The organism is Caulobacter sp. GW822-FHT01G02, assembly GCF_058802865.1.
The window spans coordinates 94,365-118,575 of the sequence record NZ_JBXAON010000003.1 but is presented as its reverse complement, the minus strand read 5'-3'; the positions used below and the strand labels follow the sequence as shown (position 1 = coordinate 118,575).

General features: G+C 61.2%; 21 protein-coding genes and 1 tRNA gene. 4 read left to right on the top strand and 18 right to left on the bottom strand.

Annotated elements, in window-relative coordinates:
* Positions 1-12: 12 nt before the first annotated feature.
* Positions 13-1,158, top strand: coding sequence for a glycosyltransferase family 4 protein (locus AC1RNC_RS09540; RefSeq protein WP_492885702.1), 1,146 nt, complete (start codon positions 13-15; stop codon positions 1,156-1,158).
* Positions 1,159-1,256: 98 nt separating this feature from the next.
* Here the strand turns inward: AC1RNC_RS09540 and AC1RNC_RS09535 are convergent, their stop codons facing one another.
* The 8 genes from AC1RNC_RS09535 to AC1RNC_RS09500 form a co-directional block, all read right to left on the bottom strand.
* Entirely contained in the window at positions 1,257-2,483 is a 1,227-nt protein-coding gene (locus tag AC1RNC_RS09535; RefSeq protein ID WP_492885700.1) for a glycosyltransferase family 4 protein, read from the bottom strand.
* A 30-nt stretch (positions 2,484-2,513) separates the two neighbouring features.
* Entirely contained in the window at positions 2,514-3,668 is a 1,155-nt protein-coding gene (locus tag AC1RNC_RS09530) for a glycosyltransferase family 4 protein (RefSeq protein WP_492885698.1), read from the bottom strand.
* Positions 3,665-4,276, bottom strand: a complete 612-nt coding sequence (locus AC1RNC_RS09525) for an acyltransferase (RefSeq protein ID WP_492885696.1) — start codon at positions 4,274-4,276, stop codon at positions 3,665-3,667. Before AC1RNC_RS09525 ends, AC1RNC_RS09530 begins: the two co-directional genes overlap by 4 nt.
* A complete protein-coding gene (locus AC1RNC_RS09520; protein ID WP_492885694.1) occupies positions 4,273-5,790 on the bottom strand; it encodes a lipopolysaccharide biosynthesis protein in 1,518 nt (505 codons plus the stop codon). Before AC1RNC_RS09520 ends, AC1RNC_RS09525 begins: the two co-directional genes overlap by 4 nt.
* Positions 5,783-6,661, bottom strand: coding sequence for a glycosyltransferase family 2 protein (locus tag AC1RNC_RS09515; protein WP_492885692.1), 879 nt, complete (start codon positions 6,659-6,661; stop codon positions 5,783-5,785). Before AC1RNC_RS09515 ends, AC1RNC_RS09520 begins: the two co-directional genes overlap by 8 nt.
* Before the next feature lie 146 nt (positions 6,662-6,807).
* Positions 6,808-7,776 carry an NAD-dependent epimerase/dehydratase family protein gene (locus tag AC1RNC_RS09510; RefSeq protein ID WP_492885690.1) on the bottom strand — a complete coding sequence of 323 codons (969 nt, stop codon included), beginning with the start codon at positions 7,774-7,776 and terminating at the stop codon, positions 6,808-6,810.
* Between the two features lie 346 nt (positions 7,777-8,122).
* Positions 8,123-8,926 carry a WecB/TagA/CpsF family glycosyltransferase gene (locus tag AC1RNC_RS09505; RefSeq protein ID WP_492885688.1) on the bottom strand — a complete coding sequence of 268 codons (804 nt, stop codon included), beginning with the start codon at positions 8,924-8,926 and terminating at the stop codon, positions 8,123-8,125.
* A 509-nt stretch (positions 8,927-9,435) separates the two neighbouring features.
* Complete coding sequence (locus AC1RNC_RS09500) at positions 9,436-10,164, bottom strand: FkbM family methyltransferase (protein WP_492885686.1); 729 nt, start codon at positions 10,162-10,164, stop codon at positions 9,436-9,438.
* 197 nt (positions 10,165-10,361) lie between these two features.
* Here AC1RNC_RS09500 and AC1RNC_RS09495 point away from each other — a divergent pair, with 197 nt between their 5' ends.
* Positions 10,362-11,663, top strand: coding sequence for a hypothetical protein (locus AC1RNC_RS09495; RefSeq protein WP_492885684.1), 1,302 nt, complete (start codon positions 10,362-10,364; stop codon positions 11,661-11,663).
* A 144-nt stretch (positions 11,664-11,807) separates the two neighbouring features.
* Here AC1RNC_RS09495 and AC1RNC_RS09490 read toward each other — a convergent pair whose 3' ends face one another.
* The 7 genes from AC1RNC_RS09490 to AC1RNC_RS09460 form a co-directional block, all read right to left on the bottom strand.
* The gene (locus AC1RNC_RS09490; protein ID WP_492885682.1) at positions 11,808-12,230 is read right to left on the bottom strand and encodes a GtrA family protein; all 423 of its coding nucleotides are present in this window, start codon (positions 12,228-12,230) and stop codon (positions 11,808-11,810) included.
* A complete protein-coding gene (locus AC1RNC_RS09485; RefSeq protein WP_492886554.1) occupies positions 12,227-13,336 on the bottom strand; it encodes an FAD-dependent oxidoreductase in 1,110 nt (369 codons plus the stop codon). Before AC1RNC_RS09485 ends, AC1RNC_RS09490 begins: the two co-directional genes overlap by 4 nt.
* 35 nt (positions 13,337-13,371) lie before the next feature.
* On the bottom strand, positions 13,372-14,217 hold the full coding sequence (locus tag AC1RNC_RS09480) for a glycosyltransferase family 2 protein (RefSeq protein WP_492885680.1): 846 nt from the start codon (positions 14,215-14,217) through the stop codon (positions 13,372-13,374).
* Positions 14,214-15,191: a hypothetical protein gene (locus AC1RNC_RS09475; protein ID WP_492885678.1), complete on the bottom strand. Its 978-nt coding sequence runs from the start codon at positions 15,189-15,191 to the stop codon at positions 14,214-14,216. Before AC1RNC_RS09475 ends, AC1RNC_RS09480 begins: the two co-directional genes overlap by 4 nt.
* Positions 15,191-16,036 (bottom strand): sugar phosphate isomerase/epimerase family protein, encoded by an 846-nt coding sequence (locus tag AC1RNC_RS09470; protein ID WP_492885676.1) that lies wholly within the window; start codon positions 16,034-16,036, stop codon positions 15,191-15,193. Before AC1RNC_RS09470 ends, AC1RNC_RS09475 begins: the two co-directional genes overlap by 1 nt.
* Positions 16,036-17,016, bottom strand: coding sequence for an NAD-dependent epimerase/dehydratase family protein (locus AC1RNC_RS09465; RefSeq protein WP_492885674.1), 981 nt, complete (start codon positions 17,014-17,016; stop codon positions 16,036-16,038). The genes AC1RNC_RS09470 and AC1RNC_RS09465 overlap by 1 nt, the downstream gene beginning before the upstream one ends.
* A gap of 235 nt (positions 17,017-17,251) precedes the next feature.
* The gene (locus AC1RNC_RS09460) at positions 17,252-18,601 is read right to left on the bottom strand and encodes an O-antigen ligase family protein (protein WP_492885672.1); all 1,350 of its coding nucleotides are present in this window, start codon (positions 18,599-18,601) and stop codon (positions 17,252-17,254) included.
* 222 nt (positions 18,602-18,823) lie between these two features.
* On the opposite strand from AC1RNC_RS09460, the gene AC1RNC_RS09455 reads away from it, so the two are divergent.
* Complete coding sequence (locus AC1RNC_RS09455; RefSeq protein ID WP_492885670.1) at positions 18,824-19,837, top strand: acyltransferase family protein; 1,014 nt, start codon at positions 18,824-18,826, stop codon at positions 19,835-19,837.
* Complete coding sequence (locus tag AC1RNC_RS09450; protein ID WP_492885668.1) at positions 19,834-20,793, top strand: SGNH hydrolase domain-containing protein; 960 nt, start codon at positions 19,834-19,836, stop codon at positions 20,791-20,793. Before AC1RNC_RS09455 ends, AC1RNC_RS09450 begins: the two co-directional genes overlap by 4 nt.
* Positions 20,794-20,805: 12 nt before the next feature.
* Here the strand turns inward: AC1RNC_RS09450 and AC1RNC_RS09445 are convergent, their stop codons facing one another.
* The 3 genes from AC1RNC_RS09445 to AC1RNC_RS09435 form a co-directional block, all read right to left on the bottom strand.
* On the bottom strand, positions 20,806-21,750 hold the full coding sequence (locus tag AC1RNC_RS09445; protein ID WP_492885666.1) for an IS630 family transposase: 945 nt from the start codon (positions 21,748-21,750) through the stop codon (positions 20,806-20,808).
* 239 nt (positions 21,751-21,989) lie between these two features.
* A tRNA-Cys gene (locus AC1RNC_RS09440) sits at positions 21,990-22,063 on the bottom strand.
* Positions 22,064-22,337: 274 nt separating this feature from the next.
* Positions 22,338-24,209 carry a hypothetical protein gene (locus AC1RNC_RS09435; protein ID WP_492885664.1) on the bottom strand — a complete coding sequence of 624 codons (1,872 nt, stop codon included), beginning with the start codon at positions 24,207-24,209 and terminating at the stop codon, positions 22,338-22,340.
* Positions 24,210-24,211: the final 2 nt, after the last annotated feature.

Genomic DNA, 24,211 nt, shown 5'->3' with positions numbered 1-24,211 from the left:
AGATATAGAATTTTGGACGAGGATCTGATGTCGGTAAAGGAAGTCCTATTCCTAACTAGGATACTCACACACTACCGAGTCCCATTCCATGAGCGTGTTCGCGCAATCCTGGCGGATAGCGGTATAATATACCGGCTCGCTTACAGCGATCCTACCCCGCGTGAGGCGGCAAAGGGGGACCTAGCATCGCTCGACTGGGCAGAAAAGGTGCCAGCGCGTTACTGGGGAAAGTCCGAGTATGTGTGGCAGTCGCTGCCGAAGGATCGAGGTTTCAGTCTGATAATCGTAGGGCAGGAAAGTAAAATTCTAAGCAACTACTCCCTGATCGTCACTCGTAAACTGCTTGGCCGAAAGGTGGCGTTCTTTGGCCATGGAAAAAATTTCCAGGCAAAAAACGACAAGAGCTTCGAGGAGTTATTCAAAAAATTTTGGATAGACAAGGTGGATTGGTGGTTCGCGTATACGAATAGGGCCGCCAATATTGTCAAGGAATCTGGATTCCCCTCATCAAATATCACGGTATTCAATAACTCCATCGACACAAAGGCGATTTCCGAAGAGGTGTCGTCCTTGGCCCCCGCGCAAGTCCACGCGTTGCGGACTTCGAGATTTTCCGGATCCTCCAACGTCGGCATTTTCATCGGCGGGCTGTACGAGCAAAAGCGGCTGCCGTTCCTCATAGAGGCGGCCATTTTGCTGCGCTCCAATGTGCCTGACTTTCAGCTGGTCATCGTGGGATCTGGCGTGGAGGCGAATGTCGCCACAGAGGCGGCGAAGAGCCATCCGTGGATCCACTATGTCGGTCCAAAATTCGGAGCCGAGAAGACGCTGTTAGCGAGCGCCGCCAAGGTGATGCTGATGCCGGGACTGGTCGGCCTGGGAATTCTGGATGCCTTTGCTTACGGCATCCCCATAGTCACGACAAACATAGATTATCATAGCCCCGAAATTGACTATTTAATAAATTGTGAAAATGGAATCATCGTGGATGATGGAGACGATGTAGCGGCGTATGCTGGAGCGGTTGAGAGGGTTATTTTGGACGACGAATATCGTCTTCGATTGGTTCATGGTGGCGAGAAGGCCAGGGGTGACTTTACTATCGAGATGATGGCCGAGAGGTTCTGCGAGGGTGTAAGGGCCGCGCTGGCTTCCTGAGGCCGCGGTCCGCAGCGCTTTGCCAAACGGTTTCGGATAAACGAAGCCCGCGCGGGCGTCGTTCATCCGCGAACGGCGTCAGAGATCATGTGGGCCTGTCAGTGCTGATCTGCGGCGTCGATGACGTCCCTCAGCCGCGAACGATATTCATCCCAGGTCAAGCCCGAGCGTAGCGCTCGAGATCGTTCCTTGTAGCCGGCGAGACGATCGGGGTCCTCCGCCAGGGCGACGATCGCCGCGCGCAAACCCTCCACATCCAAGTCGGCCAGTTGGACGCCGTTGCCGTAGTCAGGGTGGCCGCTGGCCGCGGTGTGGATAAGCGCTAGGCCGCTTCCTATCCCTTCGTAGAGCACAAGGGCGCTTCCCTCAAATAAGGTCGGCAGAACGATGACATCGTAGTCCGACATCAGCTCAGCGACTTCATGCTTCGGGCGTTGGGCAATCAGGGTCATTTTGTCCTGATACAGGGCGCGGACCTTGTCGGGTATGTCGACGCGGCCGAGCACTGTCAGCGTCGCCAAGTCCGCCGGAATACCCGCGAAGGCCTCCAGCAGATAGCGCGCGCCCTTGCGGGCGGCGAGGGTGCCGGCGAACAGGCACCTCAGCGGCGCGTCCGCCTTGCGCTCTCCCGACACCGTTGTGTGGAGCCCGCCGTCATAGCCATAGCCGACCACCTGGATCTTGCTGGCGGGCACGCCCTTGGCGATGAGGGTTTTGGCGCAGAAGTCCGAGCCGGCGAGGATGAGGTCAGCGCTGTCGTGCTCGGCCAACTGATCCTCCAGCCACTTGCCCTGCTGCTTGTCTGGCCGGGTGTGGAAGAAAGCGGGACCCTTCTCATACTCGGCCAGCAGCGCCTCGTGTTCGGCCTGTGGGTGGCCGATGGTCTGATCGAGAACCCTGAGTACGCCGCTGTCGGTGTTCTCGAACACCGCGCGCGACGAAGTATTGTAGCCGAGCACGACGGGCGTCTTCGTCTTCTTCGCCAAGCGGCTGACGTTCCGCTCGAACTGTGCATTGCCGGCGGCGTTACAGGCCTGCTCGATCGTGCGCCATTTGAGCCGGCGAGCAAGAATTTCAGCCAACTCAAGGCCGCCGAACTCGACCACCTTGGCGTCGTTCAGCGGAGAGAAGCTGCGGCGCACCAATTCGCGCTCCAGCGGTGTGCGGATCGCGCCGGGCAACTTGGACAGCTGACGGTATAGCGGGGCCTGAGGGCGGTAGAAGATCGAGGTTGTATACCAGGCGAGGCGGTTCGCTTCATGGAAGGCGTGCGCGGTGTGCCAGGAATGCTGGGTGCCTGGATGAAAAACGCCGACTTGTTTCACCTGAATTTCCTATTAAGGCCAAGATCAACGCTAGCCGACAATCCTGGCGTAGAGGGATGAATATTTGGCGGCGATGGCCTCGTTGGAGAACCGTTCGGCGGCGTCATCAAAGGCGAGGCGGCTGGCGCGATTATAGGTTTGCTTATTGCCGACGAGGCTCAACGCCGCTTCGGCGATCGCTTCCGGGGAGCGAACATCGACCGTCATCGCGCCGCCGTTGTCACCGCAGGCATACGCCACGCCGCCCGAATTTTCCCCCGCCACGACGGGCACGCCTCGTCCCTTGGCCTCGGCGATGATGACCCCGAAGGTCTCCAAAAGGGAGGGGTGTATCAGCAAGGTCGTCTTATCGGCCAGGAAAGCCATCAGCGACTGATGATCAACGGGCCCATGGCCGAAGACACCCGGTTCGCCGGCCGCGTATGCCTCGTCGAGCCCCGGACCGAATAGATGCAACTGTGCCTGCGGCCTTTCCGCTCGTAGCAACCGGAAGGCTTCGACACTGCGCTGAATATTCTTGATCCGCTCCGAATTGCCGACCGAGGCGATGACTGGCGCATCCACCGAGCGAGCGTCGACCAGGGCGGCATTGTAGGGTGGCACCGCCACACCGTTCGGCACGACGTCCACCCGGCCGAAATAGCCATACTGCTTTGCTTTGGAAGCCATGAACGGAGCTACGACCGTCAGGTGCTTCACCCGCACCATCGTCCGGTACTTCATTATCACGCGCATGAACCTATAGGCGTCCCGGTAGAGCCAGAAATAGTCCCAGCCGAGATCGTGCATGGTCACCAGGTGCGGTAGGCGCGTCCGCACGGCGGCCTCGGCGAACTCGTAGGTCCAGTGGGCGTGCACGATATCCGGCTTGGCTTGGCGCATGGCGGATTCGAGGTGGACGATCTCCTTCTCGAATAGGTCAAGCGAACGGTTCCGGGCGCGATAGCGCGGCTCGGCCCGCACCGGGCAATAGGTCACGACGACGCCGTCTTCCTCGAAGGTGACTGGCTCGTCGATATTGGCGTCGAGGCTGATCACCGTCACCTGGTGGCCGAGCTTGCGTAGTCCAGCGGCCAGCGGCGCTATCGGTGTCTGGGCGGACCCGGCCGGGGCGCCTTCAAGCTTGAGACAAAGCGCAACCCGCAATGCGCTTGTCAGGGTTGGGCCGGAAAGGACGACCCTCATTCGGCGGGCGCCGCGAGATCTCGGACGGGCTTGGCCGGGACGCCGGCCGCGACACAGTTCGGCGGCAGGTCGCGCGAGACAACGCTGCCCGCGGCGACGATTGTTCCCGAGCCGATCGTCACGCCCTTGCCGACGATCACCCGGGCGCCCAGGAAGACGTCGTCGCCGATCACCACCGGCTGGCTGATTTCGTCCCAGCGCGGGGCGGAATAGCGTCGCGGCTGCCCGCCGGCTTCGATTTCCAGATTGTGGAAGTCGGTATCAAAAATCATGCAATCGGCGCCGATGAGGCAGCGCTTGCCAATACGCACCGATTTGGCCGCGCAGATGGCCGTGCCGCTCATCCCCGTGTCATCGTCGATCTCGATCGTCGCGGTCGAGTTCAAGCAACGCAGGATGATGGTGGCGCGAACGCCCAGCGCCGTGGCCGTGCTCTTGCTCGTCAGCACAATCCGGTCGCCTAAGGTGATCTGGGCGCCCGCCGGCGCGGCGATGATCGGTTGGCCGAAGACCCGAAGACCTCGCCCCACGATACTGCGCTTCGCCATCAGGCGGCGCCGCGCGATGAACGTATCGACCTCAAGCAGAATTCGATGCCACTTGCTCAAGGTTGCTCTCCGGTCGTGCTGGCGATAGGCCCCAGACGCAGCAGTCTGCGCAGGGGCTGGGGCAGCTTGTCGCTGCGGGCGACGATGGTCATCAAGGGGCCCTTGGCGAAGCTTCCGTAGAAAATGGCCAGGGCGATGGCGACGAAGACCCCGGCGCACGCTATCAGGCCGATGAGGCGCACGATGGCGGTTGCTCCTGTGGTCGGCAGCACGTGCTCGACCCCCGCGAGCAGGCCGGCCGCCAGGAAGGCGCAGGCCGCAGGCGGCCACAAGGTGGCTAGGACTCGCAAGGGCGACAACCCGATCGCCCGCTGCAACTGCCAGAGCAGGAACCCGAAGCGCACGATATAGGCAGCGACGACCGACCAGGCGACCATCACGGGCGAGACCTGCGCGCCCAGCAGCACCAGCGGCACGCCAACCATGGCCGACAGCAGCTGCGCCCGGAACTCGCGCATCGGCTGCCCTACGCCCGAAAGCACGGGGCCGATCTGGGCCAAGACCATGTGGACCATCAGACCCACGGCCAGCGGCCGCAGCACGACGGCGGCCTCCACCCACTGCGCCCCGTAGACCCCGAGGATCACCGGAGTGGAGACGGCCGCGACGCAGGCCAGCATAGGGAAGGTCAGGAAGGCGACGCCTTGAGTCGCGGCGAGGAAGGCGTTGGCGACCCGGTCGGGCGCCCCTTGCCCGCGCGAGACACCGCTGAACAGCACGGGCTGCATGCTGGCCGAAAGTGTGTTCACCGGCGTATTGATCAAATTGAAGGCGCGGTTGTAGAGGCCTAGCCAGATCGGCCCGAATAGGCGGCCGATGACGATGCTGTCGATATTCATGATCAGCCAGCTCAGCAGATTGGCCCCGGCGACCGGACTGCCGAAGCGCAGCATGTGGAGGAAGTCGCCATGGAACGACAGCCGCGGCATGCGACGCACGAAGATCGCCGTGACCAGCGTATAGGAGGTAGCTTGCGCCAGCTGGGCGGCGATCAGGCTCCAGGCGCCCCAGCCCAGTATGGCGCCGCCGGTTCCGACGATGGCGAAGCCGAGCACATAGGAGCCGATACTCAGGCCCTGGGTGACCTTGAAGTTCATCTCGCGGTTTAGCAGGGCCGTATTGCTCTGCGAGGCGGCGCGGATCACGAACAGCATGGAGGAGACCCGAATGAGGTCGGCCGCCTGTGGCTCCTTGAAGTAGGCGGCGATCACCGAGGCCAGCAGGAATACTGAAACGGTCAGCACACCGCCCAGAAGGAATTGCAGGGTGAAGGCGGTATCGATGTCGTGGCTGTCCAGTTCGCGCTTCTGAACCAGAGCGGCGCCGAAACCGGCATCGGCCAGCAGGTTGCCGAAACTCATCAGTAGCCAGACGATGGCCACGGCCCCGAAAGGGCCGGGCCCGAGCAATCGGGCCAGAAGAACCCCGACGCCAAACTGTAAAGCCACTCGGGCGAGGTTGCCGCCCAAGTTCCAGGCCAGGCCGGTTAGGCCGCGCCTGAGGAGACTACTCATGCCGCTCGCGCGGGAAGAGGGCCAGGCGAAGTTCGCGCAGGTACTTCAGCCAGAAAGCCGCCACGGCCGCTGCCCCGCCATGCTTCCACATGAAATGTGTCCAGGGCTTCGGCGGGTAACCGAGCACCGAGTTGAGGATTTTCAGCCGCTTCGGCAGCGGCGTATCCTTGAAATGCCAACGCTTCGGCCGCTCGCCGCGGGCGCAGGTGCCCACCGCGACAGGGGCGATCCAAAGCTTGGCGCCGGCCTTCACCGATCGGTAGCCATAGTCGATGTCTCCCATCTGCTGGACAAGACGGGTGTCCACCGTGCCGAGTTTGCGGACAAGCGGCTCAGGATAGAGGACGAAATTGCCGTTCATGGTGTCGCACGGCGTGAGCTTGCCCGGTTGCGGCGGAATGGGCCCCAGCTTGGCCGGGTGCCAGGTGCTCAGGCGGCGGAATCCAGTATAGCTGCACTCCCCGGTGTCGGGGTCGTTAACCGGGCCAATGATGACGTGCATGCTCGCCGGGTCGGTCGCCAGGGCTTCCTGGTAGGCGTCGAGCGCGCTTTGGACCGCGGTCGGCGTGAGGCGGACGTCGTCATTGAGCCAAAGGAGGAAGTCGAACTCCCCGTTCAAGGCGGCGGTCATCGCCGCGAACATGCCCCCGCCCCAATAAGCGTTGCCGTCGCCCTTGAGGATGCGAACCTCGGGAAACAGGTCGGACACGGCTTCCGACGTCCCATCGGTGCTGCCGTCATCGAAGAGGTAGACGGTGAACTTCAGGCTATCGGTCGTCTGCGCCTGCAGGCTTTCCAGGCAGCGAAGCGTCAACTCCCGCCGGTTGAAGCATGCCAACACGACGGCGACACTTGCCATACTGCTCGTCACTTACCCGCTCCCGCCAAAACCATGGATCGCTTGGCCGGCAGGCCGCGCTCTCTCGATGAGAGGAAACGGGGCGCCGCAACCACTGCGGCGCCGCAGCTGCAGACCCATCCACCTAAGGGTGGCTAGGAGGGCGCCCCGCTCGCCACTTACGCCGCGTTGCGGCGGATCTGCTGTTCGATCCAGTTGTAGGTGGTCTCCAGGCCCTTGATCAAGGGTTGGCTGGGCGCCCAACCGAGGCGCTCCTTGATCAGGCGGTTGTCGGAGTTGCGCCCGCGAACCCCCAGCGGGCCCGGGATGTGCTCGATGTGAATCTTCTTGCCGGCGATGTCGGCGACGAGGCCGACCAACTGGTTGATGGTCACCATCTCATCCGAGCCGATGTTGACCGGACCCTCGAAGTCGGAACGCAGCAGGCGCGTGGTGCCCTCGACGCATTCATCGACGAACAGGAACGAGCGGGTCTGCTCGCCGTCGCCCCAGATCTCGATCGACCCGTCATTGGCGGCGCGCGCCACCTTGCGGCAGACGGCGGCCGGAGCCTTTTCCTTGCCGCCGTCCCAGGTGCCTTCTGGGCCGAAGATGTTGTGATAGCGGGCGACGCGATTCTGGGCGCCGTGGTTGCGATTATAGGCGAGGAACAGCCGCTCGCTGAAGAGCTTCTCCCAACCATATTCGCTGTCAGGCGCGGCCGGATAGGCGCTGTCTTCGGCGCAGTTGGGGTTGTCCGGGTCTTCCTGATTGTAAGCCGGATACATGCAGGCCGACGAGGAATAGAAGGTGCGCTTGATGGTGCGCTTCATGCAGGCGTCCGCGACGTTCAGATTGATGGTCGCGGAGTTGTGCATGATGTCGGCGTCGTGGGCGCCGGTGAAGATGTAGCCGGCGCCGCCCATGTCGGCGGCAAGTTGGTAGACTTCGTCAAAGCGGCGATCGACGACGCCGCGGACCACATGCGGATCACGCAGGTCGGCGATGACGAAATCGTCGGCCTCCGTCTCAGCATGCTCGTTGAACTTGAGGTCGACCCCCCGCACCCAGAAGCCGTCCCGCTTCAGGCGCTTGACTAGATGGCCCCCGATAAAGCCACCAGCTCCCAGAACCAATGCCGTTTTCATGAATAGCCAATCCCCACCGATCGTGACTTTCGGCCTTATAATCGGCTATTCGTTTAGAGAAAACTGCATTTCGCATTTGCGAGAAGAAAAAAAGATGACGGGGTGGCGTGCTCATCATTCGTGCATCGGCGCGAAGATCGGCATAGGTGGAGAGCTTTGTTGCGGGTCAGTGCAGCGTATCGCGCGCACCGAAGCCCAACTCTCACGACGACAATGTAAAACGCCAACGTATTGTTCCCCCATTAAGGGAGCAATAGAATACGCGTCGCGCTAGGTCGGCGTCATTACGGCTTGCCAGGGACGGAGTTGTGGGCGGAAGTAGCGGCTATCGATTGGGCGCGCATGATCATTTGGCCCTCAAACTCTCGGCTGCAACTTTCGCGACAAACCGGGGCGCCAATACAAGATAACGATACCAAAGGCGCCGAGGCTCACTCGTCAACCTGTGCAGCCATTCAAGCCCCATCACGCGCAGCCATCGCGGCGCCCGCTTCACGGCTCCCGAGTGAAAGTCGAAAGCGGCGCCAACCCCGATGAAGACGCCCCGGCCGAGCAAGGGCGCGAGACGTGACATGAGGTGTTCCTGCTTGGGGCTCGAGATCCCGACCCATATGATGTCGGGGGTTGTTCGCCGAATCGCGTCAAGCTCATCGAGAATTTCGGTGCTCAGTTCGAAATCCGGACCGAGATCTCTCATCGGCGGGCTGAAATAGCCCGAGATCTGAATTTTCGGATTTGCTTCCTCGAAATGTCGGGCGACGCGGTCTGGGATCCCCGACTTCCCCCCATAGAAGTAATGCCTGAGCCCTGATGGGCTGCGGCAAAGGGTCTCCATCAGATCGGCGCCTGGAACCTGGCCAATTTTCTCGCCGTGACCCCGCTGCCGCCCGACCACGGCCAGGGGCGCGCCATCCGGTACTATGAGGTTCGCAGAATGGTGCAGTGCAAGGAGCGGCGGGCTTTCCGACGCCAATACGAGACTTGCCACATCTCTCACGAATACCACCTTGCTGGCGCCCGCTTTGGCCCAGCTGGAAATTATACCGGCTGCGGAGTCCAAGTTTACTATGCTGACCGGAACGCCCAGTACAAGCATCCGATCGGGATCGGCGGCCTGCTTTGAATTGTCTGTGTGCGAGGAGGGGCTCATCTGATCTTTGCAAGTTAATCTTTTGGAAAGATGGATTTACGCCGTAGGTCAAAGTCGGGTTGTGGCGAGGCGAAGTTTCCTCACCACCATTAGATGCTTTCTGTGTCAGCTATCCCGCACTGGCGAACGGTTCCGGATAGACCCTTCGCATGACCGCATCGACGCGTTTTATGGCGTAAGTGATGTTTTCACGCCAGCGCCCATTGGACAGGTGAAGAAACGACCTTCCTCGATCGCCATTTAGCTTAGATTCTAGCCTCCGTCTCGCTGCGTTACAGTTGGCGCGATCGCCTTTTTTCCTCCAGCCATGGCGAGAGTTCTAGGTTGAATTGAACCTTGGCGGTGGCGGGCAAGGGACGGTGCGGGGTTTCGTCCGGCGGCGACTCGCTCAACTGCCCATTGAGACTCTCGTCATGGCCGTTCGGTTGGGCTTGACTGGCGAGCGGCGGCGCCGTCGCCGTCATCTCAAAATGGCGCGAACGGAGTTCGGATCGGCAATGTCCTAGCCGCTAGGCGGTTGCCTGGGACCTGAAGTACACGCCGTCAAATTGCATCATCTGACCCGTCTGGCGGTGTCTGAAGCCGGGGATCATGTCCCAGAGCTCAAAGCCAAGTCCCGTCAGTTGGTCATCCATCGCGCGCCAGAGTGTTTGTCCGTCATAGAGCGTCTGGAGCGACATCTCGACCTGGATGCCCACCGCATGCTGGAGGGTCTTGGTCGCACCGGCCAGCACGAGACTTTCAGCCCCTTGCGTATCGATTTTCATGAAGTGCGGTCGGTTGCAGCCAAGCACCTCGGCGAGAGCGTCCAGGCGCGCCGTGGCGACTTCAAACGTCCGGCAAATGGCGCTTTCGGGGGCCGCATTCACGTGGGTTTCGTTCATCGTCATAAGCGAGCTGCTGGCGCTGTTGCCGGCCTCATGGAACGTGACGACGCCATCTGAGTCGGACAGGGCGACGGCGGGGGCCATGGTCCATCCGTTGCGACTAGCGGTCGCCAGCAAGAGGGCCTGTCGCGCATCGGGCAGCGGCTCGAAAGAGATCATCTCGCCGTCGTAGCCCGCGCCGTAGATTTCCCGGCCGTAGCCGCCGTCGTTGGCTCCGATATCCAGGATCAGCCCGGTCTCTCGCCTGGCCAACTCCTTGATCAGCCGAGCGGCGGGGACGGTCAAGATGGTGGCGCGTTCGACGAGTATGCCCGCGCGGCGCGCAAGACGTCGTATGCTGGCCCCAGCCACTGTTGCCTCCCCCGGGATTTTAACATGAGCCTAGAAACCGAGAAGGCCGTCAACTGAGGGCGGTCCCTCGCGCCCTGTATCGCCTCAATCAGCGGTCGGTTCGGTGACTGTTGTCTCTAATTTGCGTCAGTAGCGGGTTTCTTGAGAAGGGGCAAGAGCCGTGCTAACAGAAACGGCGCAAATTGGGGGAAGATATGGTGGCGGCTCGACTGTCGGAGCGGTGGTTTGCGATACTGCCGATCGCTCTGATCTATTTGCTCTGTATGTCCAGCTGGGTGATCATTACCGGCAATGGTCGCACGCCGCATTTGCCGTTTCACGCCGAAAGAGCGGTAAGCCGACCAGATATCAGTTCCGAGAAGCTGATTGCTGATGCCTTTGCCGAGGATGGGCGACTAGGAGATCGCGACATCGGTGGATTCATGGCGGTTCGCGACCTGGACGTCCATATCGCGACAGTAAAGGCTATCGATGGGCCAAATTCGTCACGGACACGTTACCCGTTCATTTCTCATTTTGGCCTGCAGTACGATGCGTTCAAGGGGTTTTCACACTGGAACAACGGTCGTGTAAGCTTATTGGCCGCCCACATAGGCGCGATGCTCGGCATGAGTGCTGTTGTTGCGTTGTTGTTTTTGTGGGTCTGGAAACGATATAGTGTATTTCATGCTATAGTCGCCACCTCGGCTTTTTTTGCCCCCTTGATGCTCGAAAGAGCGGCTAGTGGATATTGGCAGATATATTTGTGCTTCCTTCCATTTCTGGCCATGCTTTGGCTTTACCCAAAAGCTACGTCGTATTCGCGCTTTGGATTGCTTGCGGCCATGGTCGCTGTGCTTATGGCCATTAAGTGCCTCACGGGCTATGAATATATAAGCACAGTAGCCCTCAGCGCCGCGATTCCGATTGTCTATTATGACACCTTGGACGCGGGTGGCCGGCTTTCGAATGCCTGGAAGCGGGTGTTTGTTCGCTCGGCTATTATAGGTGTCGCGGCGATCGCTGGATTTGGCATTGCGGCATTTTTCCATGTGGCCAAGGCGACCGCCCTGTTCGGAGCATGGAAAGCCGGGATCGACGCGCTGATAATCCCCGCCACCTATTCCTCCATAGGTTCGGACACGGGCATCAGAAGTGACGCGCTGCCAACGCTTAAGAATATCGTGAGGCACGGCATATTCACCTTTGGAATGTACAATGCCCCAGTCAATGCGGCGCTATTGGCGCTCCTGGGACTCGGTGCGTTTTCAATATTGAGAAAAGAGGACGATAGCTGGGCCACGGCGCGTCTTCGTGCTCTGGCCTGGGCCACGCTGTTTGCTCTTGCCGGCAGCTTGTCGTGGTTCTTCTTGGCCATTCGCCACTCGATGATCCACCCGCATATCAACTGGGTGACGCTGTATATCGTGTTCATCCCCATGGCGGCCTTGCTGGGAGCGGAGATGGTGAGTTTGGGGAGCATTGGCCGATCGGCTACACGTCGGCCGGCCGCTGGCTAGCTATCCATTCAAGCCGCGATACGTCCGGCTGTCGAGTATCACGCATGCGCCTCCAGCGCACGGTGGCGTTCTCGACGTCCGACAAGTCGAACTAAATGCGATGACGGGCGAAGTCAGCTCAGAGAATGCGGTTGCCGTAGCGTCTCACACCGATTTTCTTCTGAATAGTCTCGAAACCAATAGAAAATTGACCGTCACCGAGGCTCCGGCCCCCATCACCAGCAGGATGGCCTCCCGCATCGGCAGCGCCGGGAGAACGCGCCCGAGGGCCAGGATCACCGAGACCCGAGCGGCCAGGGCCACCAGGGCCGCGAGGATGGTGAGGGCGAAGCGCCGGACGGAAAGGCCGGCGCGAGCCTCATCGCCGGCGAATGCCCAGAGTTCGAACAGGAAGTAGTTTAGCGCCAGCGCCGCGCAGAAGCCGACCGCCGCCGCCGCCGCGGGCGATAGGGTGAGCATGTGGATCAACGTCAGGCTGACGCCGAAATCGACCGCGAAGCCGAGTACGGTCACCGCCAGATAGCGAACCTGCCGGGCCCGGAAAAGGCAGAGGGCTTGAGCGATCATTTCAGCACCAGGTCGGCGTTGGCGTCCGCCCATCGCGGATCCAGCTCGGGCAGGGCTTCGAACAGGTCGTAGATGTTGTCGATCTTGCCGCCCATCACCGAGATCAGCGCAGGCGCGTCCGCATGGCGATGCAGGAGGATCGGTCGCCCGTCGTCGCGCTCGTTTTTAACCAGCAAGGTCTTGACGTCGAACAGCGACTTTCTGTGGGTGACGGCGCCCAGGCAAGGCATGTAGCGCTGCGCGTCCTTGGCCATATAGCGCCAGCGACTTTCCTTGGGCAGGCCGGCCGCGACAGCGTAGGGAGAAGGGTCTCCCGGGCTTTCGGTCCAGCTGAAGTGCGGTGTGTAGCGCACGTGGGTCAGGGAATAGAGGTCGCCCTCGGAGGGATAGGGCATGGCGGAGAAGAACGGCCCGTCCATGACGGTTACGCCGAGGCGCTTAAGCTCGGACGGCGGCTCGACAAGGGCGACTTCGGCCAGCTCATGCTTCATCGCGAATTGCTGCAGGTCGGCAAGGCCGGTGACGTGGTTCACATTGGCGTAGGTGACATTGAAGGCCGTTCCCGCCCTGATCTCCGAACCGTCGCCGAGGGCGAGGAGAGCTTGGCCGTCCTTGAAAGATAGGCCCAGCAGCTCGGTGGCCGTTCGCACGGACACGCCGTTGGCGTCCAACCGGTCCAGCAGATGGCCGCGCAGGCGGGTCCAGTCGAACGCAAATTCCTTGCAGATAAAGGCGTCCTCGATGAGTCCCGGGTCGAACAGGCCCCGCAAATGCAACGGCGCCCGGGCCAGGGGCGCGTCGATGCTCTGGAACATCCGCAGAAACCGCGAACTGGTGACCTTCGAGCGGCGGGACGCGATCGCATAAAGCATATCGAAGTCGTCGAGCACCGCATCCTCGAAATCGCGGACGAAGCGCTCCTGTAGAATTCGCGACCGCAAAGCCGTGGTGAAGCTGCGTGGATAATGGAAACCGGTGTGAACCCGGGCCTGGTTGACCCGCGACGCCCTCTGGAGGACTCCATCTCCAGCCTCAATGACCAACACCCGCGGGGTGACGCTACGCAAGAAGAGCGCGAGGCAGCAGCCAAAGAAGCCGCCCCCGATGATGACAACGTCAAAGTCGGCGGTGGCGGACAGGGTCAGCCCCCGGCCGATTGGCTTGCGGTCCGCGGGGGATTGTACAGGCCACCGACCGCGCGCAGGACGACGAGCACCAGATTGACCAGGGCGCCGACGCCGGCGATCTTCGTGGGGATCGCCTCGCCCTTCGGGTAGATTCGCGACGTTGGCAGCTCACGCACCCGATAGCCGAGCTGCGAGGCGCGAACGGTCAGATAGGCGAGCAATTCATAGCGTACGAAAGTGTCGCGGAACGGCTGCACCCGAGGGTCCATCAGATAGGCGCGGGAATAGGCGCGATATCCTTGGGTGGTGTCGGTTAGCCAGACGCCGGCGCCGAGGCTGAGCAGCGGCGCATGGATCACCCGGATCGCCACGAAACGCGACAGCGGGGTGTTCTCGGCGTGGCCGCCCTTGATGAAGCGGGAAGCCTGGACATAGCCGTAGCCCTCGTCGAGCGCGCGGGCGAAGTCGGGCAGGGTGTCGACCCCATCCTTGCCGTTGCCGTCGATGGTGATCAGGCCGTCATAGCCCTCGAGCAGGGCCCAGGCGTAACCGCAACGCAGCTGCGCCGACAGCTTGCCGGGTCCGGTCTTGGTGATCAGGGCGCGAACCCCGACCGTGCGCAGGAAGGACTCGTCCAGCGAACCGTCGGTCGAGCCGCCGTCGACCACGACAATGTCGATGAGGCCCGCGAGGTTCAGGGCGGCCATGTCGCGCAGCTGGCCGCGGATCCGCTCCCCTTCGTTGATCACCGGAACGAGGACCACGGTCTTCGCCGCCGCCGGGGAGAAGATGTCGACGCGAAAATCGGGAACTGACCAGCCGTTGGCGGAGATCTCGGATCGGTGAGTCTGTGCGTTCATTGGGACCGATCTTCGTCGTCGTCGTGGGCTTCGATGTTCAATCGATTGGCCTGGGTAAAGAAGTTGATGTTGCCGATCTCGTCGACGATGGCGCGGTCCGTGGCGCCCCCCGACTGCTCGACGATCCGCGCCACCCCGAGCGATACGATGGTGAAGCCGAGGGCGATGTAGCCGACCGACCCGCTTTGGACGAGCGAGGCTGAAAACCAGCCGGGCTGGACGTCATCCCTCAGGATGTAGACCGCGACGGCGTAGACCGCGTAGAGCCCCGCCAGGAAAAACACGAGCAACGATATGAGGGCGTAGCTCTTGAGAAAGCGCGGTGCCGAAGTCGAGATGATCTCGGCGAGGAGCTCAAAATGATGCATGCCCACCCGCCGCGCCGGCGCGCTGTTGAAAGCGCGGCGGACATATCGCCCGGCTCCGCGTTTGGGCTGGAACCGCAGATCAACCGTTGCCGTGGGGCGAGCGAGCACGGCGGTCAGGCGAGCCCGGGGAAAGATGACCGTCTTCAGGTCGCGCGGATCAATCCGGTAGGGCGAGACGACATCCAGCAGCCAGTGGGCGGGCGAGAAAGCCGGGGCCGTGCCCTGGGCGATCAGGGTGTTGCCCGATTTGAGAGCCTCCTCCGCCAGCCCGACGAGGTCCAATAGGGGAAGCTCGCCGAATGAAGACAGGACGACGACGTCACCGATCGCCTCCGAAGCGCTGATCACCCTTGCCCGGTAGAAGGTGACATCGCGGTTGGTGAAAAGGATGCGCAGGTTGCGGACCTGGGCGAGGCGCGACGCGGCGGCCTCGATCGTCTCACGCCGACCCTCGTTCACCACATAGAGCGCTTCCCAGTACTTCAGGCGCGTGTCGCAAGCGGCGGCGAAGGACACCAGTGCCTCGATTTCCGCCGCGATGTCACCTTCCTGGACGAAGCAGAAGCTGATCAAGGCGTCGACGCCGGCGGGGAGGGGCGGCGACATCAGGCGTCCGCCCGGGCGCGAGAGACCGAATGGAGACAGGCTTCGAGGGACCGACGAACGATCGGCAGGTTATCTTCCGCCGACTGCCGCATCTCGACCGACCACCAGCCCTTGTAGCCCGCCGCGGCGAAGGCCTGTTCCAGCGCCGCGACGCGGGCGGGAGCGGTGGGCGCGGGCGCGAGCTGCGGCTCACTGATGTGAACGTGCGAAACGCGCGGCGCGCACTGGGCGAACCAGCGCTCCGCTTCATCGATCTCGCCGTTCATGATCAGGGCGCCGAGATCGAAATTCACCGTCACGGCGGGGTGGCCCACCGCTACCGCCACCGCATCGGTCTGGCCGATGGTGTTCATGAAATTGGTGCCGTAGGCGGCCGGATTGGGCTCTAGCGCCAGGGTGCAGCCGCTCTCCAGGCACAGATCGCCAAGGCGGCCGAAGACCTGCACGGCGATCGCCAGCGCGGTCGCCTCGTCCATGCCGTCCGGCACGATGCGATTGGCGGGCGACCCGAAGACGATGTTGGGCGCGCCGATGCGACCGGCCAACCGAATGGCTCTGCCGAGAGCGTGTTCGATCGCCGCCCGCTCGTCCGCGGTCCCGAAGAGGGCGCAGCCCGAAGCGCCGAACAGCAGGGACTGCATGGATGCCAGCTCCAGGCCGGAGCGTTCCAGATCCCGACGTAGGGCGCGCACCGCCGCCTCGCCTGGCTCGAAGGCGTCGGGCTCGGCACCGAACGTCAGGCCCGGCGCTATCTCAAGTCCGCGAACGCCAAGTTCGGCCATGATATCGTAGGCCGCTGCGCGCTCTTCCGGCCGCCAAGCGATATTCGAGATGGCCAGATGCATCAGACGGCGACCTGGTCCAGGACGCGCCCGCGCTCCGCCCGCACGAAGTCGATCAACGCGGTCTCGATTGTCGCCCGGTCGTAGAGGTAGGGTCCCGACGCCCCGAAGGCCCCGCCGTGTTCGGTTCGCATGTCCTCGTTCACCAGGGCCGGCGCGGTGTTGAGAAAGGCGTGGCCGGTGAGGGCGTGGTGCACGTCGCCAGCGCGCCAGGGCTCGACGCTCACGTTCAGGGCGCGGATGTCATTGTCGAGGCAGATGTTGATGTCCCTGAAGAGGTTCTTCACGCCGTAGTACTGGAACCGGCTATCGCTGTTCGTGAAGTTGGTCGCGAGGAAGTCTTGGGCCGCGAAGGCGTTGGTTAGCGGCGTTTCGTCGATTGAGCCGCTAACCGCCGCCCGATCCAGTTTGAACATGCCGGTGGCTTCATCCGGGCTGTAGTAGCGATGCAGCAAAGCGCGTTCGGCTTTGGAAAAGGCGGTCTCCAACGCTTGATGCTTGGCCGACGCCACGAAGGACGGCAGTGGGTTCATGATGTCGAAGACGAAATTCTTCTTCAGGCCGGTCCCAAACAGCGCCGGGAGGCGCAGCACATAGGCGTTGAACCGCTCCATGACCTGCTCCTCAAGCCGCCGCCGGTTGCGGCCATAGGCCTTGTCGACAGCATATCGAGCGCTCGTTTCTGTGAGGCCCGCGCTGGCGTCTTCGAGCACCGCGATGGTCGAGATCAAGACAAGCCGGTCAACCTTCGCGCTGGCCATGTGGTCGACGAGGGTGTCCAGGTTCGCCATATCGGCGCCCGGATTGTTATTCGCCAGCCACATGGTGGCCGGAGCGCCGGCGCAGATCAGAGTGTCGAACGTCTCGCCAACGATCTCGCCGATGTTGCGCGACGAATAGTTGCGAGCGAAGCGATGGTCCCTCGCCAGGATGCCGCCAACAAATCCAGTCGCGCCGATCAAGCCCGCCCGTTCGAAGCTCATGACCGATCACCCCCCAGGCGGATGCTGCATCGCACCCAACCCTATCAGGTCGCGTGTGCGCGGTGCAACCGGATGGGCGCCGAAACAAACAGTCCGACCGGTCATTGCCCGGTGCTTGGTCGGATCGAGACATCTGGGATCCGACACGCCCTTCGAGCCAGACGGCGTATGGGGACGTCTCGCCGACCCGTCGCTTGCCTAAGGCGCTAAATGGGCCGCGAACCGGCCGGAACAACTATGCGTTCAGGCCACTTCGCGACGAGAGTCGCGGCGCCGGCCGACGTACGGCTTGGGTGGCTGGGAGTGAGGCGCGGCCGGCATATCTTAGCACGGACACCGTGACGGTGAGCGTCAGGGCGGCATACGACGTCCCGGCGTGAGGGGAGACCTTTGCTTCAAAAATCCCGTACAAGATCGCCGCGAAGACACCCAGAGCAAAATATACCCTGCTGTCTTCGGGTGTGCGTGTATTGATGCCGTCTCTGGCGAGAACGATCAGCCAACCCAGAAAAATCACCACGCCGACCAGGCCCAATGAAAAGAAGATAGACAATATTGAGCTGTGGGCTGACGTCATGCCGCCGGCATTCTGGCGCAGGTAGCCGAAAATCGCGTTGGCGGTAACCGATGCGCCAGCGCCGTGGCCGAAAATCGGATTGTCTAAGCCGAGCCGGAAATAGGCTAGCCAGATTGAACTTCTACCCGTGAACGTCCAATCGAAACGGCTAGCGAGCGGACTTACCGTGAACGCAATGGTGCTCAACGTGAAGAGCATCACAGTACTCGCGGCGCTTCCACCCATTGATAGTCTGAAGCCTCTTCTCGCCACAAAGTATGCGAAGCCAACAAGTGCGGCCATCACCAGGGTCAATTGTCCAGATTTTCCCCTCGATAGGAATATGAGTATCAAGGACAGGGCGATCGAGGCGGATGATATGAATTTAATTGAAGCGTACCGCTTGAGGCACAAGACTAGAAGCAATGATGATATGCAAAATCCCGACAAATGGTTCTTGTGTGCGAATGCTCCTCGCCAACCGTATTGTTCGGAACCAACAACATTACTGTTGACCGTAATTGTGCGAAATCGTCCGTCTAGCGTGGATAGAATCAGTGAACAGGAAAGGATAATAAATATCCCAATGATGGCCGCTCTCGCGGACTCTTTTGTCCCGAGAACGCGCACGCAGTAATCAACCGCGATTACCATCGCTATGCCTTTGAAGATGGCGCCCAGCGCCGCCGCGTTGGTGCTCAGCCCGCCTGAGGCGCTCCATAGGAAAGAGGTCGCCGCGTAGATACAAAACAGGCACGAGATCGTCGCGCTGGCGCTTAGGCGTATTGTGCCTCTCATCAGCGCGAGCCCAGAAAGAAGAATGCTCAGCGCGGTGACGGCCGTGCCGATGATCGCGGTCGGCCCGGACTCGCCGACCCGGCCAAGCGCCTTGGATGGGTCGAAATTGACGTAAGCGAAATAGCCCGCGCCCGACGAACTGAATATCGCCCCGGCCAGCATGAGCCCCGCGAGTACGGTCAGCAGTCTCGAATTCTGTTGAGCTGGCTGGCCGGTGGCAGTGAAATTCACCAAAATCGCGTCCCTCGGCTTCAAACCGCCCACGCGCGGAGATAGCCCTGTCGCAGGGCTCTTCACAAGTTATGAATTCGCATAAAAGTTTTGGTCAAACGATAGCTTCCCGCGACATTCTAGGCGATCGCCCAATCTTTCAATTGGACGCGAACTCCGAGCTTGGCTTCAATCCGTGATGCATGCTAGCCGTTCAAAATCTGTACGAACCGCGAGCGGTGCATGAAATATAGAGCGGATATTGATGGTCTTCGATCGTTGGCCATATTGCCTATACTGCTGTTCCATGCCCGCGTTCCAAGCTTCGAGGGTGGGTTCGTGGGGGTTGATATATTCTTTGTTATATCTGGTTTTCTAATCACAAAAATTATACTATCCGATATAGGTTCAAATAAGTTCTCGATTGCAAAATTCTATGAGCGCCGTATTAGGCGCATATTTCCAGCGCTATTTGCAATGTTGATCGTTGTTTCAATCGTTGGATGGCTTGTGCTGATACCGTATGACCTGAGAATGCTCGGGAAAAGTATGGTCGGCGTGGCTTTATTTTCGTCAAATATCGTATTTTTTTCCGAAGCTGGTTATTTCTCAAGCGCCTCATCCGTGAAGCCATTGCTCCACACTTGGTCTCTTGGGGTCGAAGAGCAGTTTTATCTATTTCTGCCGATACTTCTGTGGATCTTGCGGTCGAGATCGCGTTCCGTGCGTTTGATTTTTCTCGGCGTATTTTCTGCGGTTTCGCTCGCCATATCCGTGGCTGGGACGGAGCGTTGGTCGGATTTTGCGTTCTTTATGCTTCCGTCCCGCGCGTGGGAGTTGCTTCTAGGCAGCATTCTGGCGGCCGTGGGAGGTATAGTTGTTCAAAGGGTATACTCGGAGATATTGGCTAGTGTCGCGCTTCTGGGGATAGCCGCGTCGGTGTTCCTATTTTCGGAAGCGACGCCATTTCCTGGGTGTGCCGCCATTTTGCCAACCGTGTGCACGGCGATCCTAATCGGGGTGGGGGCGGATACGTTTGTAGGAAAGCTATTGTCGTCCGCGCCGTTAGTGTTTATGGGGAAAATATCTTATTCGACCTACATATGGCATTGGCCGATTATTGTATATATCGAGTATATTACACTTAGAGAAATCAGCGGATTGACGTCCGCCATGATTGTGGTCGCCTCTATTCTAGTTGGCTTTTTGTCTTGGCGGTTCATCGAACAGCCATTTCGCCTGAAGGCCGCCCCATGAAGTTGTCTTTCATCTTTGCCTTTACGGCGAGCATCATCGCCGCCTTACTCGGTTCATTCTTCTATGTGAGCGAAGGCGCTCCATTTCGGCGACCTTTGGAGGCTGCGGGCATCAAGGCGTATTACACTGAGCGCGAGGCCATGATGGCGTCCCCTTGTCTGGTGGCTGAGAGATCGGGGGCCTCGCCCGATGAATGTTTTCGGCGGATCCGTGCCGACGAGGGTAGGTCGCATGTCATTCTATGGGGTGACTCACACGCGGGGCAGTTAGCGCCGGTGTTGCGTGAACGCTTGAGCGGGAGCCGGGAGTTTACGCAGCTAACGAAGCGGAGTTGCCCGCCGATTCTGACGAAAAACCTATTTCCACGGGACGCGCTTCGGGAAAAATGCCCCGCCTTTAACGAACGTGCGATGGAAATCGTCTCGTCCGCGAGGCCCGGGTCGACCGTGATCCTTGCTGCCAGGTGGGACGCGATAACGTCTGGCGAGCTTCGTTTTGGCCACGGCAGCGGAATGCCCAGTGTTCAAGATTCCTTGGCGGAAGCTACGCGAAGCTTACATCAGGTAATTGAGACCCTTGAGGGCCGGGGCGTGAGGGTAATCATCGTCGCCCAAACCCCGTTTCCTGGAAAAAATCTGGTCGGTTGCCTGGCTGTGGCGAAATTCAATCATCTGGACCAGAGCCCTTGTAGCCGCTTCGAAATACGGAATGGCTCCGTCGAGGCGGAGGTGCTGTCTTTCCTCCGAGCGGCATCCGCCGGGTATGACATCCCTATCATCCGGCCTTGGGCAATGCTGTGCGGTCCGCGATGGTGTCAGGCTGTCGGCTCAGAGGGCCTTCTTTACCTAGATGCGACCCATCTTTCGCGTGCTGGAGCCGCAAGAGTGGTGAAAAGTATTGTCGCGGATCTTGAGGCAGCTGATCAGCGATCCCGCTCTCAAAAGCCGGCAAGCTAGAGCATTCGGCGTTTAAGTTGATGCATATCCGTCATGGCGGAAGTAGTTGGCGCATTCTGTTGGCGTGAAGGCTTTCAGGCCGTCGCCGATGCGGTTCCAGAGGCCGCTGACGGTGGTCTCGGCGGCGCTTCGCAGCAGGGTCTTCAGCTTGGCGAAGGCGAGCTCGATGGGGTTCAGATCTGGTGAGTAGGGCGGCAGGAACATCAGCCGGGCGTGCCTGGCCTCGATCAGGGTGCGGACCTGGTCGCCCTTGTGGGCCGGCAGGTTGTCCATGACGACGATGTCGCCGGGGCTGAGCGACGGCCCCAGCACTTTGTCGATGTAGACTAGGAAGGCTTCGCGGTTCATTGGGCCGTCCGGCACGAAGGGCGCGGTCGGGCCGTCGCAGCGCAGTCCGGCGGTGAAGGTCGTGGTCTTCCAGTGCCCGAACGGCTGGCGGCCGAGCGCGCGGCGGCCCCGGGGGGCGCGGCCGTAGCGCCGGACCATCTTGGTGTTGGTCCCCGTCTCGTCGATGAAGACCAGGCGGCGCGGATCAAGGCTGAGTTGGTTGGCTTTCCACAAGGCGCGCGCCTCGGCCACGTCGGGCCGCGTCTGCTCGCTGGCGTGCAGGGTTTTTTTGAAGCTGATCCGCCGCCGCTTGAAGAACCGCCGAATCGAGGTTTCGGTGATCGACAGCCCCCGCTCGTCCTGCAACCGCTGACCGATTTGGGCCAGGGTCAGGTCATTCTCGGCCTCGTTTAACTCCAGCAGCCAGACCGCGTGCGGTTCCAGCGGCGACCGGCTCCGACCGCCACGCGGACGCTGGGCCACGCCGCCCGTCTCCGCCTTCAGCGAAACCCAGCGAACCGCGGAGGCCGCGCTTACCTGAAACCGCGCGGCCGCCTGCCGACGTGACATCCCCGACGCCACCGCATCGACCACCCGCTCACGCAAATCCTCCGACCGAGCCTTGCCCATCGCCACCTCCCAAAACAGGCCGCAATGGACTCACGCTTCAATCAACTTGGGAATCCCAAGCCCGATCACATTCGATTCAACTCACCGGGCCGATGCTCTAGGCCGACCGTGGCGCGATCGCCGAAGCGACGGCCAAGCGGATCAACGAACGCCTCGCTAGGGGCTGAACCAAGAACGAATTCCGCAAACCGACCTGCAAACTGGTCGATCGTCAAAGGAGCTAAGTGCTTGAAAAATGGTGGAGGCCCGGCCCGGAATCGAACCGGGGTGCACGGATTTGCAGTCCGCTGCGTCACCACTCCGCCACCGGGCCATCCGGTCGTCGACGCAAATCACGTCGGCGGGGGAGGGCGTTCGATACAGGAGCCTCCATGCGCTCGCAACTGTCAAATGCGGTTCAGCGCGGGCATAGGCCTCGCATCGCCATCGGCGTGGCATTGGAGCCTGTTCCAAGGTGGCGAAAGCGGGGAGAGGGCCGGCAGCACTCACTGAACGCCGCCGGCTAGGTGCTCGTCGGTGGGGTGACGAGAGGGGCGCGAAGGTATGTCGCGATGTGCCCTGAAGCAAATGGTGATCACTTAAACGCATCAGGCTGCTTCCCACACCTCGTCAAGGATCCGCGCGGCAATGGCGGCCTTGTCGTTCGGCAAGAAGCGCGCGTAGTAGCGCGCGACGGTTTCGGCTGTGTCCTGGATCGCGTAGCCAGCCTGCTCATACGAACCGGTGCGCTTCAGAACATGGGTCGCCAGTACGTCGCGGACGTTATGGGGGCCGTGAGGCAAAAGCCCTCTTATGGCGCCGCGGCCGGTGTAAGGATTGTACACCCCATAGCGCTCGATGGTGTGGCGCCACGCTTCATAAAACGAGGTCTGGCAATAGCTGGCGTGCCTTAGGTGTGGGTACCGGGCGGTCTTTACAAAGAAGGTGCCTGGGTCCTGTGCGTTGAACAGGAGCGCGGCCCGGTGTGTCCGAAGGTACGCCTCGATCCGGCCATAGAGATTTCCAACGTCGGGTAGTAACAGTTTGTACGGTTGGTCCGAAAAATAGGAGGAGGCGGCATTTTTGAATGCGGCAGCCGGGATCGTGATCATCCATCCCTGTCGCACTACGTCCCAATGCAATTCGCCTCGCTGCAAGGCCTCTAGCGTGCGGAGCGGTGTTGGCGCCTCGTCCCGCTGGCGAACGCCCAGCTCGCGAAGGTTCCGCTGCCTCAGTCCCGTGTGAAGTCCAAGCCGTATCATCAACAGGCTTCGAACCGCTTCGGCCGCTGCGAGGGGGTATTGTCGCGAGTCTGGCGTGCGCCGATCGATTTCCTCGGCGATCATGTTGTAGACCCCAACCGGACTTTCGGCTTCCAATACGGGTAAAATCGGCTCGAACGTGTCGCGATGCACTCGCGCTACGCGCTTGATGTCCTTGCGCCAGGCGCTGGCGTAACTGTAGCCAACGTCACATGCGCCCTGCCAGTCGCGCTGCGCGCTGGTGATCTCTTCATCGGTCAGGATGCCCGGTATGGGTAGCAGGTGTTGAGAGAGCTGCGGCGATTGCCGCAGCCAGCCTGTTTCTCGGCGTAGAAGCGAGACTGCCAGACAGAGCATGTCCGACTCCCAGCGCGTGTGAAAGCCGCGGCGTTGTAGGCGCCATTCGATGTACCAATTCCAAATCTTCGGAAAGGCGAGCAGGGCGACGGTCAAATGGGCCTGCGGAACGCCAAGGCCTGCGATCGGGCCACTCGCCGAAGCTGACAAGGCGCCAAACAGAAGGCCCAGGTGCGCCGCCTTCTGCTGACGGGTCTGGGCTCCCCACACGCCAACGCGCCGAAACCCGAGCGGCGTGATCTTGGCGGCCTTGAAGCGGAGCAGGCTGGCTAATTCCTGATCGAGAATGGGCGGCGCTGGGACGCGGTGAAAGTGAGCGGCTTTGGCCAAGCTTCGTTTTCGTTCGCCGGGCTGCCGATAGGGTGCGGAGGTGTCTAGCGCCTCTTCTGAGAACCCGATCGCAAAAGGACGTTTCTGGGAGGCGCTCTGGTAGCGGCGGTACGCCGTGGAGCCGGTCAGGATCACCGAGCGCGCCCAGCCTATAATCTCGGCCTGCTGCTCGAGCGGCCGGTCGTTGAAGTCTTCTGGCAAATGCCAAGCAAGGCGCCTGCGCTCATTCGCCGTCAGCCCGGTCGGTTTATGGCCAGCGTAGGCCCTGGCTTGATGAGGGATGAGGCCCTTGAGTTCGCCGGCATGAAGGCCGTAGCGGCGCTCGATGAACTTGAGCGCTCGAATGCTCTCCACGTGGCGCGGGTGGTCGTCGCCTCGGCACCAAGCATAAAGGCTCGTATACGGCACCTTGTAACCCGCAGCCCGCAGCGCGCCGTAGAGCTGGTAGCACGTTTCGCCACCTGCTCGGATCGCCGATTTAAGGGCGCTTGAGAAGGTTTTCTCGCGCCCGTTTCCAGTCGTAGGCGCCAAGG

What these genes read in the sequence shown, in the direction of transcription:
- AC1RNC_RS09490 (WP_492885682.1), bottom strand. Translation starts at nt 12,230, where the DNA reads ATGATCGCTCAAGCCCTCTGCCTTTTCCGGGCCCGGCAGGTTCGCTAT.
- AC1RNC_RS09480 (WP_492885680.1), bottom strand. Translation starts at nt 14,217, where the DNA reads ATGAACGCACAGACTCACCGATCCGAGATCTCCGCCAACGGCTGGTCA.
- AC1RNC_RS09450 (WP_492885668.1), top strand. Translation starts at nt 19,834, where the DNA reads ATGAAGTTGTCTTTCATCTTTGCCTTTACGGCGAGCATCATCGCCGCC.
- AC1RNC_RS09530 (WP_492885698.1), bottom strand. Translation starts at nt 3,668, where the DNA reads ATGAGGGTCGTCCTTTCCGGCCCAACCCTGACAAGCGCATTGCGGGTT.
- AC1RNC_RS09505 (WP_492885688.1), bottom strand. Translation starts at nt 8,926, where the DNA reads ATGAGCCCCTCCTCGCACACAGACAATTCAAAGCAGGCCGCCGATCCC.
- AC1RNC_RS09510 (WP_492885690.1), bottom strand. Translation starts at nt 7,776, where the DNA reads ATGAAAACGGCATTGGTTCTGGGAGCTGGTGGCTTTATCGGGGGCCAT.
- AC1RNC_RS09520 (WP_492885694.1), bottom strand. Translation starts at nt 5,790, where the DNA reads ATGAGTAGTCTCCTCAGGCGCGGCCTAACCGGCCTGGCCTGGAACTTG.
- AC1RNC_RS09445 (WP_492885666.1), bottom strand. Translation starts at nt 21,750, where the DNA reads ATGGGCAAGGCTCGGTCGGAGGATTTGCGTGAGCGGGTGGTCGATGCG.
- AC1RNC_RS09465 (WP_492885674.1), bottom strand. Translation starts at nt 17,016, where the DNA reads ATGAGCTTCGAACGGGCGGGCTTGATCGGCGCGACTGGATTTGTTGGC.
- AC1RNC_RS09470 (WP_492885676.1), bottom strand. Translation starts at nt 16,036, where the DNA reads ATGCATCTGGCCATCTCGAATATCGCTTGGCGGCCGGAAGAGCGCGCA.
- AC1RNC_RS09455 (WP_492885670.1), top strand. Translation starts at nt 18,824, where the DNA reads ATGAAATATAGAGCGGATATTGATGGTCTTCGATCGTTGGCCATATTG.
- AC1RNC_RS09475 (WP_492885678.1), bottom strand. Translation starts at nt 15,191, where the DNA reads ATGTCGCCGCCCCTCCCCGCCGGCGTCGACGCCTTGATCAGCTTCTGC.